Source organism: Bacteroides caecicola, assembly GCF_023337095.1.
Lineage (GTDB): Bacteria > Bacteroidota > Bacteroidia > Bacteroidales > Bacteroidaceae > Phocaeicola > Phocaeicola gallinarum.
Genome location: NZ_JAMBLM010000001.1, coordinates 354,924 through 369,728 on the forward strand (window position 1 = coordinate 354,924; position 14,805 = coordinate 369,728).

The 14,805-nt window shown below is 45.0% G+C and carries 10 protein-coding genes; 5 read left to right on the plus strand and 5 right to left on the minus strand.

Translation table 11 applies throughout. The features are described from left to right. Positions 1 to 403: 403 nt before the first annotated feature. Genes M3085_RS01410 through M3085_RS01420 form a run of 3 tightly spaced genes read right to left on the minus strand, consistent with a single transcriptional unit; the run spans position 404 to position 6,959 of the window. The gene (locus M3085_RS01410; protein WP_178255729.1) at positions 404 to 2,203 is read right to left on the minus strand and encodes a RagB/SusD family nutrient uptake outer membrane protein; all 1,800 of its coding nucleotides are present in this window, start codon (positions 2,201 to 2,203) and stop codon (positions 404 to 406) included. A 30-nt stretch (positions 2,204 to 2,233) separates the two neighbouring features. Beyond that, positions 2,234 to 5,497: a SusC/RagA family TonB-linked outer membrane protein gene (locus tag M3085_RS01415; RefSeq protein ID WP_191710032.1), complete on the minus strand. Its 3,264-nt coding sequence runs from the start codon at positions 5,495 to 5,497 to the stop codon at positions 2,234 to 2,236. A gap of 10 nt (positions 5,498 to 5,507) precedes the next feature. Next, on the minus strand, positions 5,508 to 6,959 hold the full coding sequence (locus M3085_RS01420; protein WP_410554023.1) for a calcineurin-like phosphoesterase C-terminal domain-containing protein: 1,452 nt from the start codon (positions 6,957 to 6,959) through the stop codon (positions 5,508 to 5,510). 312 nt (positions 6,960 to 7,271) lie between these two features. Here M3085_RS01420 and M3085_RS01425 point away from each other — a divergent pair, with 312 nt between their 5' ends. Beyond that, entirely contained in the window at positions 7,272 to 7,577 is a 306-nt protein-coding gene (locus M3085_RS01425; RefSeq protein WP_178255731.1) for an FtsB family cell division protein, read from the plus strand. Further along, a complete protein-coding gene (locus M3085_RS01430) occupies positions 7,574 to 7,924 on the plus strand; it encodes a hypothetical protein (RefSeq protein ID WP_225230912.1) in 351 nt (116 codons plus the stop codon). Before M3085_RS01425 ends, M3085_RS01430 begins: the two co-directional genes overlap by 4 nt. Before the next feature lie 204 nt (positions 7,925 to 8,128). Here M3085_RS01430 and M3085_RS01435 read toward each other — a convergent pair whose 3' ends face one another. Next, a complete protein-coding gene (locus M3085_RS01435) occupies positions 8,129 to 9,586 on the minus strand; it encodes an aminoacyl-histidine dipeptidase (RefSeq protein ID WP_204500652.1) in 1,458 nt (485 codons plus the stop codon). Then, entirely contained in the window at positions 9,583 to 10,596 is a 1,014-nt protein-coding gene (locus M3085_RS01440) for a lysylphosphatidylglycerol synthase transmembrane domain-containing protein (protein ID WP_178255733.1), read from the minus strand. The genes M3085_RS01435 and M3085_RS01440 overlap by 4 nt, the downstream gene beginning before the upstream one ends. A gap of 102 nt (positions 10,597 to 10,698) precedes the next feature. Here M3085_RS01440 and rsmA point away from each other — a divergent pair, with 102 nt between their 5' ends. The 3 genes from rsmA (at position 10,699) to M3085_RS01455 (ending at position 14,767) form a co-directional block, all read left to right on the plus strand. Next, positions 10,699 to 11,487, plus strand: coding sequence for a 16S rRNA (adenine(1518)-N(6)/adenine(1519)-N(6))-dimethyltransferase RsmA (rsmA, locus tag M3085_RS01445; RefSeq protein ID WP_178255734.1), 789 nt, complete (start codon positions 10,699 to 10,701; stop codon positions 11,485 to 11,487). Further along, positions 11,484 to 12,827 carry a magnesium transporter gene (mgtE, locus tag M3085_RS01450; RefSeq protein ID WP_178255735.1) on the plus strand — a complete coding sequence of 448 codons (1,344 nt, stop codon included), beginning with the start codon at positions 11,484 to 11,486 and terminating at the stop codon, positions 12,825 to 12,827. The genes rsmA and mgtE overlap by 4 nt, the downstream gene beginning before the upstream one ends. A 125-nt stretch (positions 12,828 to 12,952) precedes the next feature. Beyond that, positions 12,953 to 14,767 carry a DUF349 domain-containing protein gene (locus M3085_RS01455; protein WP_249052137.1) on the plus strand — a complete coding sequence of 605 codons (1,815 nt, stop codon included), beginning with the start codon at positions 12,953 to 12,955 and terminating at the stop codon, positions 14,765 to 14,767. The last annotated feature ends 38 nt before the right edge of the window (positions 14,768 to 14,805 follow it).

Below are 14,805 nucleotides of genomic sequence, written 5' to 3' on the forward strand. Positions count from 1 at the left end.
GATGGATAAAAGAATAATTCATTGAAATACATCCGGCATGAAAAAACCTGCTTAAATTTCCTGATGGGTTAATTTAAACAGCACCACGCAAAAAGATATTGTTATTGGCATCCGACAATATTTAGAAGCAGAAAAAAATAAACAACTGTAAAACAGGTATATACAAAACCAAAAATCTTACCGCTTGGATTGCCTCGTCTTACCGCTTAGGCGGAGCCGTTTTACCGCATGGAAGACCTCGTGTAACCGCAAGCATTTCAAACCATATAGTATAGAGAAAAAAAGGTCGCCTTACTGCCCGTGCAGGCAATAAAGCGACCTTTGATACCATAACTGAAAAACGCTGATTTTATAGCCTTATTATCCGTTTTTCCTTATTAATCACCCGTCTTATAACAAAATATCAGATAGAAAGTCCGTCGTCCCAACCCGGGTTCTGTGCCAGACTCGGATTCAACGAACGTTCGTTGATTGGTATCGGATAGAGATAATCGCGTTCTTCATCAAACGGCGTACGGCTAATGTTATGGTGATAATTGATATATCCGTGGTTGCCTTCAGAAAGAGTTATATCCGAACCAATCCGATATATCTGCGCACCGTCAAGAACCGGTTCGTTATCTCCCTCATACAAAACCACATCAATCTGACCGTCTCCGCTCAGGTCGTATTCGCCTGCACTGGGGAAATACATACCCATAAGAGACTGGTCGATACAAGCACCGGCTTTCCAACGGACCAAGTCATCGAAACGGAAACCTTCCTGAGTCAGCTCGATAGCACGCTCACGGCGGATCTCCAAGATTACGCCCTGATTGCTTCTGGTTACGTTGGTATAACCGTATTCGGCAGACGAAAGGTAGCTGTCGGGATTGGCATTGGCTTGAGCCATATCCAAATGAGGCATATCTACACGGTCGCGGATTTCATTGACCGATTTGTCCAAATCTTCTTGGGTCAGTGTTCCTAACTCGGCTTTAGCCTCAGCAAAATTCAGCATCACTTCAGCAAGGCGGAATACCGGAAGGTCGCAAGTAGAACGGTCGTTACGGTCTACCTGACCACCCGAAGCCGACGGGTCTTGCACGTATTTAATCGGCTGGTAACCTGTTACGCTAACCGACAAATCAGGAGCCAGAATATCCGTCCTGCCGATACGGTGATAGCCCGGAGTACGGATGCTCTGCGCCAGACGCGGGTCGCGGTCTTTCACTTCCTCGGTAAACGGCATGGTTTCCCAACCGGCACGGTCGGTAAAACGTGTTCCGTCTTTCATCAGATACGTATTAATCAATTTACGGGTCAGCCCCGGACGTCCCTGCGTAGGCACCAGCGTATGCGCCGTTGCATTATGGTAAACGCTCATGCCGTAATCAAATTTGATGGCAAGGATGTATTCATCGGGATTGGCATCTTCTTCGGCAAACAGCATCAGGTAATCTTCTTCCGGATTTCCGGTAGAATACAAATGATATTCACCGCCGTCAATCAATTCTTCTGCTGCATCCGCTGCCTGTTGCAGGTAATACGTATAATCATTCCCATCCAAAGTCAGGTTATGGTATTTGCGGTAAGTACCTTCGTACAGGCAGAAACGAGACTTCAACGCCAACGCTGCCCCACGGGTCACACGGAAAGGACTGCTTGATTCTTCCGCACGGGTAGGCAGGTTCTCGATAGCATAGTCAATATCGGCAAGCATGTTGGTCATCACCAGTTCGCGCGAATCACGCGCCTTATACAGGTCGGGGTCGTCCGAAAACATTTCTTTATCATACCAAGGCACATCGCCGAAACGTTTTACCTTGTCATAATAGAAGTAGGCACGGAAGAAACGTGCCACTGCGGTATATTTTGTAGCCGCTTCCGCATCTTCACATTTATCCACATTACCTAATAAGGTATTGACACTGCGCAAGGCTGTCCAGCTCCATCCGCCTCCGCTTGCCGGGACGATACGGTTTTCTCCGCCCAATATTTCATCGGAAAGTTCTTGCTGTACATATACATCGCTCTGCTCGTCATACGGCGATTTATTGAGAATGCTGTTATAAAAACCGTTGCTGAAAAGCTGGAGGTCGGTTTCTGTTCTGAAATAGTTTTCCTCCTCTATTTCACTCAAAGGGCTTTTATTTAGCCAGTCGTCACACGATGAAAGTCCGGCGAACAATGCAAGTGCTATAAATATATTTCTTTTTTTCATAATCGTTTTGCTTTTGTTTAATAGTTCATGTTAGAAAGTGACATCAATACCGAACAGGAATGATTTCTGCCACGGATAGAATGCATTGTTGTAAGCTCCGCTCCGGTCGATAGCTCCTTCAGGGTCGACATACTTCGAATGTTTCTTCAACGGAGACCAGTAGCAAAGGTTTTCACCCGTAAAATATACACGTACAGACTCAATGCCGGCTTTCTTCGTCCACTGTTGCGGCAGGGTATAACCCACAGTCAGGTTCTTGAAACGCATGTAACGTATATTCTGCAAATAACGGTCGTTTACATTGCTCAGCACACCGCCCGATGCCGAATAAGCCATCGCACGCGGGAAATAAGCTCCCGTATTATCTTCTGACCACACATTCTGCAAGAAATCCTTCTGCAAGAAAGACAGGTACGGATAAGAGTAAGCTCCCCAGAAAGGCATGGATTCTCCATCGGGATACCAATAATGGTTTCCTGTCCCTTGGAAGAATGCCGACACATCAATGCCGTTCCAGCGCACGCTTACCGTAATACCGTATGAAAGCGAAGGCAACGAATTACCGAGTATCTTGCGGTCGCCCGGATTATCCACATTATTGCTTCCGATACCTATCTTGTTATCTCCATCCAGATTGACAAACTTCACGTCACCTGCTTGCCAACCTCCGGTTTGTCCTTTCAGTACATAACTCAAATCCAACTGTTCGGCGTATGCTTGGGCTTCTTCATCGCTTTGGAAAAGTCCGTCGGTCACGAATCCCCAGATCTCACCGATTTCCATACCTTCATAATAAGGTTGTGCAAAAGTCTTGTTTTTATTATCATACTTAGTTACGATACTCTTATAGTCGCTCAGGTTAAGCCCGACGCTGTATTCAAACGGCTTGCCTCCCAATGTTAATTGGTCACGCCAGTTCAATGTGATTTCATATCCTTTTGTACGCAGGTCGGCAGCATTCATATCAGGCACACTCGCACCGTATACGGCAGGAAGTTCCACGCCGTCGGTCAACATATCGCGTGTATTACGTATATAGCCGTCTACCGTCAGGTTCAAGCGATTTCCTAACATCGTCAGGTCGAAACCGAAATCCCATTGCTGGGCTGTTTCCCAAGTCATGTCCGAAGCTATCGGAGCACCCAATGTAGAATATTTGGGCAACACACTTCCTTCGCCGAACGTATAGCCTAAATTGGCTATCGAAACCAGACGTGCGAAAGTATAGTAAGACGATACATTTTGGTTACCCAAGCTACCGAAAGACGCTCTGATTTTCAAGTTATCTACCAAACGGCGTGCAGGCTGGAAGAAAGATTCTTCCGAAATACGCCATCCCACAGAAGCTGACGGGAAGAATCCCCAACGGTTGCCTTTCGCAAAACGGGAAGTACCATCGTAGCGTCCGCTCACTTCGAATAGGTAGCGGCTCATATAGTCATAGTTAATACGTCCGAAGATACCTAACAAAGCATATTCGTTCTGACCACCGCCTACACCGGTAATGGTAGCACCTTCGGCATTCTGACCTACCAAATCCAAGTCGTCCAAATCGGCAGATACCAAGTTCTCACCGTATCCGGAAACATTTTTGCTCTTCCATGCCTCGTAGTTCATACCGGCTACTACAGTCAAATGATGTGCATCGTTAAACGTATCGGTATAATTACCAAAGATGTTCGTAGAATAATAATTACTTGTATTCACCGACTCGTCCAAACGGTTGGCACCGGCACCGGTAGCATACGAAAGCAAATCGCCATCGGGATATTCACGGTAATACATCGGATTGGAACGGCTCGTATTGCGCGTCTGATACAAACGGTAAGTAAAGTCGCCCGTAAAGCTCAGTTCTTTTATGGGAGAATAAACCAAACGGGTAGTATTCGAGAAGTCAGTACCCCGTTCTATATTGCGGTGTGAATCTTCACCCAACAAGATATGCCGGCCATTGGCTACCTTATAATTCAAATAAGGTGTACTATACAACCACGAACCGTCAGGGTTCTTCTGAGGGAAACAAGCCAAAGCATGGCGGGCACTATATGCCAAGGTATTTTCTACGCTGCCATCGCCCAAATAATTGTATTGCGAACTGTAGAACGAAGTATTGTTCGACATTGTAAACCACTCATTGATACGGAAATCAATCTTCGAACGCAAATTATACTTCCGGAAAACATCGGGATTTTCGCGCAAGATACCGGTCTGTTTGTCGAACGAACCCGACAAATAATATTTGATATCGTCTTTTCCGCCGCTGATTGAAATATTGTGCTGCTGCATCGGGCGGTTATCGCGATACAATTCGTGCCACCAGTCGTGGTTTCCGTAATATACCCACTGGCGACGGCCGTTGCGTACATCTTCCACTACCCACGGGCGGTCGGGGTTTTCGGTCTTGTCGTTCACACGGTCCCACAATGCCTGCATGTCTTGATCGGTATAATCGACATACAATGTACCCGAATCGGCTTGCCAGAACTGATTGATGGTATAAACCGACCAATAACCGGTTGTTTCATAATCGGTAGAAGTAGTAGGCGCCTGCCAACCGAAGCGGCCACTATAACGTACTGTGGCTTTTCCGTCTTTGGCGGCTCCCGACTTGGTTGTGACCAAAATCACACCGAAGGCTGCACGCGCACCGTAAATAGCAGCTGCCGACGCATCCTTAATGACAGAAATCGACTCTACGTCGTTCGGGTTGATGCGGTCAATCTCGCCTACCGCACCGTCTATCAATACCAGCGGTTCGGCATCGTTGATAGAAGTCACACCACGCACATTGATAGAAGCCGAACTTCCCGGAACACCCGAAGAAGTGGTTACGTTCAAACCGGCTACCGTACCTTGCAGCATGTTACTCAACGAAGTAGTTACGCGGTTTTCCAGCTCATCACCTCCAATGTTGGCAACAGCTCCGGTAAGGTTTACTTTCTTCTGTTTACCGTAACCTACCACAACCGTTTCGTTCAGCAATACTGCATCTTCTTTCAGGTGGACGGTTACAGTCGACTGGTTTGCTGCTACTGTTACCTGCTGCGAAGCAAAACCGATGTAAGATACATTCAAGACCACTTTCCCTTCCGGTACTTGAATGGTAAACGCTCCGTCTATATCGGTCACAGCACCGATAGTAGCACTTTCCACCGCAACCGTCACCCCGATAAGAGGTTCTTCGTTTGCGTCAAACACTTTTCCCGAAATGGTTCTGTTTTGAGCCGAAAGCGTCATTACACTTCCTGCCACCAACAGCATCAGGAATACAACTACTGATTTTAATGTTTTCATTATTTATGTATTAAAAGAAATATGTATTTTTAGAGTTGATGGTCTGTGTATAGACTTCCCCGAAACGATTGGTAAACTCTATTTTAATCTGTTTGGCACCGTCGGAGGGCATGGCACGGAACAAATGAGCCGTAGGCTCTGCATCGCTACGCTTCTTTAATTGCGAAGCACGTTCTTCATCAGAACCGATAAACTGTTCCATGTCTCCCATCGGTTTTCCGTCTTGATACCATACCACACGGCAGGCACTGTCCCAATCCCATACATTAGCTACTACGAAACTGCTTTGAGCCGTAAACTCTCCTTTTTTATACACACGGAACTGGTAAGCAAAATTACGGCGCGTAGCCTTATAATGCCATTTCACGTCGGTACCATCGACATCTACCACCATATAACCGTTGGGCGCGCCACACTGGTTTACCCATCCTGACCACCAGCCGCCACAAGCCGCACCGATGTTATGTTCATAAAGCGTAGGAGTAACTTCATTATTCTGGAAGAAATGTGTATGACCGGAAAATACATGCACCCGGTAGTCTTTCAATACTTCTTTCAAAGCGTTTGCATTGCGGACATTTCCACCCGGCGAAACCTTGTTCCATACCGGCGCATGGAGGTTCAATATAACCAGACTGCCTTTCGGCACGTAGTTTAAATCGTTCTTCAGCCATTCCAACTGCTGACCGGTCAGGCTTTCTACATACTGCTTCCCGCCCACATAGTTGATATCTTTCATAGTTACCACATGCGCCTTGCCTATATTAAACGAATAGTCGGTAGGACCGAAATAGCGTCCGTACACCATTTCGCCATACACGGGCGTGCCTTTCGCCATATTATGAAGGTCTTGGTATTGCTTGTCGAAATCATGATTACCGATACATTGGAAGAAAACCGCACCGGTGTTTTTTACCGACTCACGGTATTCGTCGAACAACGGCATGTTATCCCACACCAAGTCGCCCAACGTCATAGCCACCACTTCGCGCGACTGTTTCAGCGAATCGATTACCTCTTTCAAATCAGGCACTGTTTCCTGTCGCCAACGCTTCATCTGGTCGGCGTTACGTACCTGAGGATCTGATATGGCAATGTAATGAAAGCTCTCTTCCGTCTGGTCTCGCTTTTCCAACACAAAATCATGCTTCCCGCCCGTTTGCGCCAACGCGCGTACAGATATATAATAGTTGTTTGCCAGCCCGTCTTGCTGAGGCAAAACACAAGATGCCGGCACTGATATACTTACAAATTTGCTTAACGTTGTATCCGAAACCAAAGACCATGCCCCTTGCGCATCGGTCTTGGTAAAGTGGATACCGTCGTTTACCACCACACCGGAAATACCCTTCCCGCTTGGGTCGGTTACCTTTCCACCAAAATCGAACACTACTTTCTGGGCACTTGCATTCAGGCAGAATCCACCCATCACCAGACTAAGAATCAACGCCTTACAGTCCATCCTTTTCTTCGCTTTATTAAAATTAACCATAGTTTTATTTTTAAATGCAAAAAAACAGATTGCAGACTTCGAAACAGATACGATAAGATTACATTGCCGTGAGGATGTTGTTACAAAACCAATACAGCAAAACCTGTTGTAAAAGAAACTGTTTTGAATTTATCGTGCGATGATTTAGGATGACTAACCCAACCAACACAGGCAAGCATCCTGCTATGTTAAGCAGCATCATACGAAAGATATTTTTTTTACGACAAACGAGGTTGCAAAAATATCGTTATCTTTGCCCACGCACAACAAAAGGATTAGTTTATGGTCACTTTAAAAGAAACCGGACGTTTTATCAGCCGATACAAATACTGGGTTACGTTGGGGATATTCTTATTGGTCATCGGGGTGTTAGATGAAAACAGCCTGATTCAACGTTTTGCGCACAAGCGCGAGATTAGCAAGCTGAATGCCGAGATAGAATATTACCGCAAGCAGTATGAAGAAGACAGCAAGATGCTGAAAGAGATAACCTCGAATAAGGAAGCGCTCGAAAAAGTAGCACGCGAGAAGTATCTGATGAAGAAAGAAAACGAAGACATTTTTATATTTGAAGAAGACTTGAAATGACAGCGAAAAATGCGAATATATTTGGTATGACGGGAGCGGTTTTACTGTTTGCCGGACTGGTGGTTCAGTTTATGAAACTCGACTTTGCTCCATATATTTATTTGGTGGGTTCCATACTGTTTGCTTATGCTCAGTTTGTGACAAGTCCTGAAACCACGAATTTTGCAATTCGCCGTCTGCGCCGTCAGCAACTTTTAGGTGCAATGTTATTGATTATGACGGGAGTCATGATGTTGTTATGGCATCATAATGAGTGGATTATCTGCCTCACCATTGCGGCGTTGCTCGAACTTTATACCGCCTTCCGCATTCCGCATGAAGAAGCCAAAGAAAAGGGTGGAAAATGACCGGCGGAGCGGTGCTGAAATTCTACCGCAAGCGTTCATCAGTTCTACCCGAAGCGTTACTTAACGCTACCGCATGTGTAAAGCAACGCTATGGGTAGAAAAAAGGTCGTCTTTTTTTGTTCACATCGAACATAAAGACGACCTTTTTTATCTTAGAGCCTGTCGTTTAAATATTCCAATTAAACAGGCTTTTATTGTTTTAGCCTATTTTTCAGGCGTGTTCTCCAGTGTGGCAATCAAGAAATCATAGAATTTCTTTACGCTTGCAATGTTGCAACGCTCTTCGGGAGTGTGCGGACATTGCAGGGTAGGCCCGAACGAAATCATGTCCAGTCCCGGAATGGTAGCGCCGATGATGCCGCATTCCAAACCGGCATGAATTACTTTTACTTCAGGGCTGTCGCCAAACTGAGCCTTGTAAGATTCTTTCATGGCGCGCAGAATGGGGGAATTGACGTTGGGCTCCCATCCTGAATAAGAGCCTGAACGGACAACCTGCATACCTGCCATAGAGAAACAGCTCTCGATAGAAGTGTTGAGATAATCTTTCATCGAGTCGCGCGAGCTGCGGGTCAGAATCTGGACAGTAGCCTTGCCGTTTTTGATGTCTACGATGGCGAGGTTCGATGAAGTCTCTACCGTGTCGGGGATGGTAGGAATGTAACGTTCCACTCCGTTGGGACACGCATAGATGGCATCCACCAAATTGTCGCGGATTTCTTCGGGCACCATCATCTTGGGCAATTCAACCCGCTCGGCAGTAAAGCTGAGACCGTCTTCGATGGTAGCGTATTCGTCTCTCCAAACATGTTCGCATTCTCCCACGAAAGCCAGAACATCTTCTACCTCTTCGGCAGGGATGGTAATTATGGCTTCACATTCGCGCGGGATGGCATTACGCATGTTTCCGCCTTCCCATGAAACCAGACACGCTTCGTCGTAAGCAATAACCTGATTTAAGAACCGTGCCATCAGCTTGTTGGCGTTGGCATGTCCCCATCCTATTTGGATGCCTGAATGCCCGCCACGCAGTCCTTTCAGCGTAACTTTCAAAGCCACGTCTTCGGGGTCGGTTTCTTCTTCTTTATATTCTAATGTAGCAGTCAGGTCTTCTCCTCCTGCACATCCGATATACAGTTCACCTTCTTCTTCCGAGTCGAGGTTAAGCAGGATGTCCGCTTCTATTTCGCCCGGTTTCAGTCCGAATGCTCCATACATACCCGTTTCCTCGTCTGCCGTAATCAGTCCTACCAGCGGTCCGTGTTTCAGGGTATTGTCTTCCATCACAGCCATGATGCTTGCCACCCCCATTCCGTTGTCCGAACCCAGTGTAGTGCCTTTAGCCTTTACCCATTCGCCGTCAATGTAAACTTTCAGCGGATCGTTTTCAAAATCATGTTCCGTATCTTTGTTCTTTTGTGGAACCATATCCATGTGAGCCTGCAAAATCACCGTCTTGCGGTTTTCCATACCCGGTGTGGCAGGTTTGCGGTAAATGATATTTCCGGCTTCGTCTTGGCTTGTTTCGATGCCTACGTTTTTTCCGAATTCAAGCAAGAATGCCTGAATCTTTTCCAAGTGTCCTGACGGGCGAGGAATCTGTGTCAACGCATAAAAATGTTTCCACACATTTTGTGGAGCTAAAGAAAGAATGTCGTTCATACTACTGTTTTTTTAGTTTTTTTGTTAGAGAGCGGCAGCGCCACTAATCCGTAAATACCTAACAAAATTAATAAAAAGGTTTGAATACCATGCACTAACAGGGCAAATATTCCTGCTTCTTCTTTATTTACGCCATACATCATCATCATGGTGATGACTGCAAAGTGCCACGGACCGGCTCCGTTAGGGGTGGGAACGGCTACGGCGATACTGCCGACAACGAACATAACCAGTGCGGGTATGATACCTAAGTCGGTAGAAAAGTCGAAGCAAAACAGGCTTACATAAAACTGAAAGAAATAGCAGGCCCAGATGCTGATGGTATAAATAATAAAGAGCGGCGGATTTTTTACGTTCCGAAGCGAAAGACACCCTGTCCAGATGTCGTTCAGTATACCTCTTACTTTGGCGAAAATGGTCAGGTTTCGTACAAGGAAAAACGCCATGACCAGTACGGCAACAATACAAATCAGCGTAATATAAAAGTTGGTAGAGGTAAACAGGCCGGAAAGGAAAGACATGTTCGTTCCCGTTTTGGCGAAGAAAGCCGCGAATACCCCCGATTGAAGAAGCAGTGTAACTCCCGTAATAAGGAGTACGCAGAGGGTGTCTATCAATCGTTCGGTAACAACCGTACCCAGCGACTTGGAGAACGAAACTCCGTCATACTTAGCCAACACGCCACAGCGGGATACTTCTCCCACACGCGGAATCACTAAATTGGCTGCATAAGATATGAAAACGGCATACACACTGTTCGACAGTTTGGGATACTCTCCGAGCGGAGCAAGCGTAAGGTTCCACCGCCATCCGCGGAACAAATGTCCGAAAACTCCGAATACCAGCGAAAAAAGCAACCACCAGTAGTTGGTTTCTCCGTTTAAAACACTCCAAACACGGCGGAAGTCGAACCCGTGATAAGTCCAAACCAAGATGGCTGCTCCCAAAAACAAAGGCAGGGCTATTTGGATGGTTTTATTAATGACAATTTTTAGTTCAGTTCGTTTCAAAATAAGTCGGTTTATTTAATATTAATGCTTACCTTTGCACGATAGCAGGTAAGACAAGTTGCAAAGATAATATCTTGGTGGAATAAACTTAAATTTTGTGGAATGAAATTGGTAAAACCCAAAAAGTTTTTAGGACAACACTTCTTGAAAGATTTGCAAGTGGCGCAGAGAATAGCGGATACAGTGGATGCTTATCCGGACATTCCGATACTCGAAGTTGGACCAGGTATGGGAGTGCTTACTCAATACCTTCTCCCCAAAAAACGTTTGCTTAAGGTTGTGGAACTCGATTTCGAATCGACCGCATACCTTCGCGAAAACTTTTCGCAATTAGGGGAGGAGAATATCATTGAGCAGGATTTTCTGAAAATGGATTTAGAGAAAGTTTTTGGCGGACAGCCGTTTGTGCTTACAGGAAACTATCCGTATAATATTTCCAGCCAGATATTTTTTAAGATGCTTGATAATAAAGAATTGATACCCTGCTGTACGGGCATGGTGCAGAAGGAGGTGGCCGAACGTATAGCGGCTTCTCCCGGAAGTAAAACGTATGGCATATTGAGCGTGCTGATACAGGCTTGGTATCATGTGGAATACCTGTTTACGGTAGACGAACACGTGTTCAATCCTCCTCCAAAGGTGAAAAGTGCGGTAATTCGCATGACACGTAACGATGTGAATGATTTGGGATGTAATGAAAAACTGTTTAAGCAGATTGTGAAGACAACGTTTAACCAGCGCCGTAAAACATTACGTAATTCGATAGCATCCATTTTGAATAAAACAAACCCGCTCAGTGCGGAACCGATTTTCAGCAAGCGTCCCGAACAGCTTTCGGTTCAAGACTTCATCGGTTTGACTAATTGGGTGGAAAAAGCATTAGAGGCATGAATAACGAGGAATTGTTGAAAGAAGTATCAGAATTGATAGAGCAGAAAGAATCGGACAAGTTAAAGGAAATCTTGCACGATTTACATCCTGCCGACATCGCTGAACTTTGTAACGAGCTGGATGCGGAAGAAGCACGTTCTGTTTATTTGCTGTTAGATAACGAGACGGCAGCCGATGTTCTTATCGAGATGGATGAGGATGCGCGAAAACGTTTCCTTGAGATATTGCCGTCAGAAACAATCGCCAAGCGTTTTGTCGACTATATGGATTCGGATGATGCGGTTGACATCATCCGTGAAATGGATGAAGACAAACAGGAAGAAGTGCTTTCGCATATCGAAGACATCGAACAGGCAGGCGATATCGTCGACTTGTTGAAATACGACGAAGATACCGCCGGTGGTTTGATGGGTACGGAGATGGTGATAGTAAACGAAAATTGGAGTATGCCCGAATGTCTTCGCGAGATGCGTATCCAAGCAGAGGAAATGGACGAGATTTATTATGTATACGTTGTAGACGATGACGAACGTTTGCGCGGTGTGTTTCCTTTGAAGAAGATGATTACCAGCCCTTCGGTATCGAAAGTAAAGCACGTGATGAAAAAAGATCCAATATCTGTTCATGTAGATACGCCGATTGAAGAAGTGGTGCAGACCATTGAGAAATACGACTTGGTAGCTGTGCCGGTGGTCGACAGTATCGGCAGGTTGGTAGGGCGAATCACCGTCGACGACGTGATGGATGAAGTGCGTGAGCAAGCCGAAAGAGACTATCAGTTGGCTTCCGGTTTGTCGCAAGACGTAGAATCAGATGATAACGTATTTCGTCAAACCACTGCCCGTTTGCCGTGGCTGCTTATCGGAATGTTGGGCGGAATCGGTAACTCCATGATTTTGGGAAATTTCGATTCGACGTTTGCCGCCCATCCGGAAATGGCTCTTTATATTCCGCTTATCGGTGGAACCGGAGGAAATGTGGGTACTCAATCTTCAGCGCTTGTGGTACAGGGCTTGGCGAACAGTTCGTTGAATGCAGAAAATACAATCAAGCAAATTCTGAAAGAATCGGTTGTGGCATTGATTAATGCTACAATTATCTCCATGTTGGTCTATACCTATAATTTTATTCGTTTCGGAGCCCATGCTACGGTCAGCTATTCTGTTTCCATCAGTTTGTTCGCAGTAGTAATGTTTGCGTCTATATTTGGTACATTGGTTCCTTTGACGTTAGAAAAACTGAAAATAGACCCGGCTATTGCCACCGGACCGTTTATATCGATAACGAATGATATTATCGGTATGTTAATGTATATGGGAATAACCGTATTGTTATCGTAGTCTTTTGCTGTTATCAGAATTTGCGGGTATAAATTAAAAAAAATCTGCAAAAAAGTATGAAAATCAGATTTTATTTCTTTAATTTGTAAGTTAGAGATAAAATTACTCTTTAAAATCTAAATACGATGGAACTGAATGAAACCAATCGCCCGTTAACTGAAGTGCCGGTAGAAGAAACATCGGCTGCTCCGGTTTCTACTGTTTCTGCAAAGGAAGAAACAGAAAGCGCTACGCCGCGTACAGAGATACAAACTCAGGAAGAGGTCATACAGCGCTTGAAAGAGATAAATAAGGATGTTTGTAATGCCGATAAGCAGGAAATAGATCAGCTGAAGCAAACGTTTTATAAACTGCACAAAGCAGAACAGGACACAGCGCGTAAAGTCTTTGTTGAGAACGGAGGAAATGCAGATGAGTTTGTGCCTGTTCCCGATCCTTTTGAAAAAGAATTTAAAGAGGTGATGGGAGCTATAAAAGAAAAGCGCAATGCAATGACTGCTGCCCAAGAGCAGGAAAAGGAAGAAAATTTGCAGAAAAAGTTGGCAATTCTCGAGAAAATGCGAATGCTTATCGAATCAACCGAAGACACCAACAAAATATATAATGATTTCAAGCAATTACAGCAAGAGTGGAGTGAAATAAAACAAATACCCGCCGGTAAACAGAATGAATTATACAGGAGTTATCAGCTTTATACAGAGAAGTTTTATGACATGGTGAAGCTGAATAACGAGTTTCGCGAATACGACTTCAAAAAGAATCTGGAACAAAAGACACGCTTGTGTGAAGCCGCTGAAAAGCTGGCGGAAGAGCCCGATGTAGTTTCGGCTTTCCATCAATTGCAGAATCTGCATCAGGAATTCCGGAGTATAGGTCCTGTGTCAAAAGAATTGCGGGAAAGTTTGTGGGCGCGCTTTAAGGCTGCTTCTACGGCTGTGAACCGTCGTCATCAGCAACACTTCGAAGAGTTGAAAGAAAAGGAACAGAATAATCTGGATCAGAAAACTGTTATCTGCGAAATAGCAGAGGCGATGGATTATGATTCATTCAAGACTTTCAGCGATTGGGAAGAAAAAACACAGGAGATATTGGCTCTGCAGGCTAAGTGGAAAACCATAGGTTTTGCTCCCCAAAAGATGAATGTGAAGATATTCGAACGCTTCCGCGCCGCGTGCGATGAGTTTTTCCGTCGCAAGGCTGCTTTCTTCAAATCCGTCAAAGAGAATATGGCGAAGAATTTGGAGAAGAAGAAAGAGCTGTGCGAAAAGGCAGAGGCACTGAAAGACAGTACCAACTGGAAAGAAACCGCAGAGATATTGACCCGTCTGCAAAAAGAATGGAAAACCATAGGCCCCGTAGCGAAGAAACATTCGGATGCAGTATGGAAGCGCTTTATCGGAGCGTGCGATTATTTCTTTGAGCAGAAAAACAAAGCCACTTCTTCACAGCGTTCGGTTGAGCAGGAAAACTTAGCAAAGAAAGAAGACATCATTAAGCGACTGGCTGCTTTGGAGGCTTCGGGAATTACCGATGAAAGTGCTGCCGAACAGACTCGCGCATTGATGAAGGAATGGAACGAAGTAGGTTTTGTTCCGTTCAAAGAGAAAGACCGTATCTATAAAGAATATCATTCGCTGGTAGACAAGTTGTTCGATAAACTGAATCTTTCGGCTACGGAAAAGAGATTAAGTAACTTTAAGTCGGGATTGAGCAAAGAAGGAAATCTGTATCGTGACCGTGAACGTTTGGTTCGTACTTACGAAGGATTGAAGAACGATATTCAGACATACGAAAATAACCTCGGGTTCCTTAACTCTTCTTCAAAGAAAGGTAACAGCCTTGTTACTGAAATAACCCGCAAGATTGAACGTCTGAAAGCCGATTTGGATTTGGTTACAAAGAAGATTGCTGCTATCGACGAAGTTTTGAAAGAATCGTAAATACTTATTATGTATTAAAAAGTAAGGGATGACCCGAT